The organism is Mycobacterium sp., from assembly GCF_050701675.1.
Classification (GTDB): domain Bacteria; phylum Actinomycetota; class Actinomycetes; order Mycobacteriales; family Mycobacteriaceae; genus Mycobacterium.
Genome location: NZ_JBOGDD010000753.1, coordinates 1 through 1,988, shown reverse-complemented (window position 1 = coordinate 1,988; position 1,988 = coordinate 1). Strand labels below are relative to the sequence as shown.

Below are 1,988 nucleotides of genomic sequence, written 5' to 3'. Positions count from 1 at the left end.
CTTTAAATCCGTTATCCAGATAGTGTGCGTTGCGTGCAATTGGACTGGCTGACGTCGTTCGTCGCAGTGGCCGAGCACCGCGCATTCTTGGCAGCGGCGCAAGACCTCGGGCGGGCGCAGTCACGGGTCAGCGAGCATGTCGCCAAGTTGGAGGTGGAGCTGGGGATCGCGCTGGTTGATCGCGCCGTGCGACCAGTGCGGTTGACGGTGGCGGGCGAGATCTTCCTCGGGCGCGCCAAGGACGTCCTGGCGACGCTTGAGAGCGCCCGCGGCGAGATGTCGGCGCTGCGGGGTTCCACCTATGGCGCGGTGCGGTTGGCGTGCATGTCGAGCGTGGCCGGCGCATTCGTGTCGCGGCTGATCGACCGGTTCGGCAAGGCCGAACGCAACATCGAGGTGCGCGTGATGGAGGGTCCGACCGCGACCCTGCCGGAGATGCTGTTGCGCCACGAGGCGGATCTCGCCATCGTGCCGCAGCCCTATGTGGCCAATATTCCGGAGCTGCAATGGGTCTCGCTGTGGAATGAGCCGTTGCGGTTACTGGTGCCGCCGGCGCACCGCTTGGCCGGCTCTGGCGGGGTGTCGGTGCGCGAGCTGGAGGGCGAGGCGGTGGTGACTCCGGGCAGCGGTGACGGTGCCCGCGGATTGTCCCCCGAGATCGCAGCGTTGTTCGTCTCTGCCGGTGTTCAGGTGGGCGCTGGCAGGCGGGTGGCGAGCCCGAACACGCTGGTGTCCATGGTTCGATCCGGCTTGGGCGTGGGCGTGCTCAGTGAGTTGGCGGTTCGACTCACCGGCACCGAAGGGGTGACCGTGGTGCCGTTCACCGAACCTTCGGCAGTCCGGCACACGGTGCTGGTTCGGGCACGTGAGCGTCGCGATAGCGATGCGGTGGAGCGGCTTTCGGAGTTCATCGTGGCTGCGAAGCCACCTGAGGGGACGCGACGGGCATAGTGATGCGCCCGGCGCTGGCATTGCCGCTGACCGATACCGATGCGCCGTACCATGATGGCGAGCCCGAGCGATCCTCGAGCTGGTGCGAACTGCTGGCCGAACACCGGCACGACGAGCTACTGGGTGCGCGCGTCGAGGTATTCCGACGCTGGCCGTCGTCGACCAGCACAGTGAACGGTGACGTCTGCCCGTCAGCACTCACCGGAGGCCATCTTGGACCGGGCGTCGTTGAGGTTGTCCTTGGTGATCTGGAGACCATCCACCTTGACGATCCGCTCCTCGGGCTTGGTTCCCTTGCGCAGGTTGTCGATCAGTGTGGAAGCTCCCGCCTTCCCGGTGGCGTAACCGCACAGACTGATCGTCATGTCCAACGTGCCGGCGCTGACCGCTTGCAGGGCGGGCTCGCCGCCATCGGTACCGATGATCACGATGCTGTCCATTGGGCGGCCGCGCTGCTGCACGGCTTGGATGCCACCCAGCGCGATGTCGTCGTTGTCGTAATACAGGGCCGCGAAATCGGGGTTGGCTGTCAGCAGGTTTTCGGTCGCAGTGAGCCCCGCGTCCGAGCTGAATTCGCCGGCGTAAGGTCCGTTGGTCACGGTGATTCCCGGGTTGGCGTTGAACACCTCCATGGCCCCCTGGGCCTGCAGTTCGCTAAATGTGAGGCCGCGGATGCCGTGTACGTAGCCGACCGTGCCGTTTCCGCCCAGTGCGTCGACGATGAACTGCGCCTTCTTACGGCCGAGGTCGTGGTACTCCTCGCCGGTGTGCGCCAGTTGGTATTGGTGGCCGGACTCGCCGATGTCGTTGGCCAGTGTCACAACTGGCACGCCGTTGGTGGCCGCCTGCTGAATCACCGGGATCAACGCCGCAGGGTCCACTGGCACCACCAGCAGACCGCTGGGCGCGGTGCTTAGCGCATTCTCAAGTTGGTCGTACTGCAGTTGCGGATCCGTTTCGCCGTAGGTCACGTCGATCGTGGCGTGCCCGTCCTGCGCGGCAACGTCCTGCGCACCACGGATCATGTCCTGAAAGTA

General features: G+C 65.6%; 2 protein-coding genes. One reads left to right on the top strand and one right to left on the bottom strand.

Annotation, left to right across the window (positions count from 1 at the left end; translation table 11 throughout):
- Window positions 1–33 precede the first annotated feature (33 nt).
- Entirely contained in the window at window positions 34–951 is a 918-nt protein-coding gene (locus ACRDUX_RS23075; RefSeq protein WP_526416871.1) for a LysR family transcriptional regulator, read from the top strand.
- Window positions 952–1,142: 191 nt separating this feature from the next.
- Here ACRDUX_RS23075 and ACRDUX_RS23070 read toward each other — a convergent pair.
- Window positions 1,143–1,988: sugar ABC transporter substrate-binding protein (locus ACRDUX_RS23070; protein WP_526416869.1), on the bottom strand; the 846-nt coding region annotated here is incomplete at its 5' end.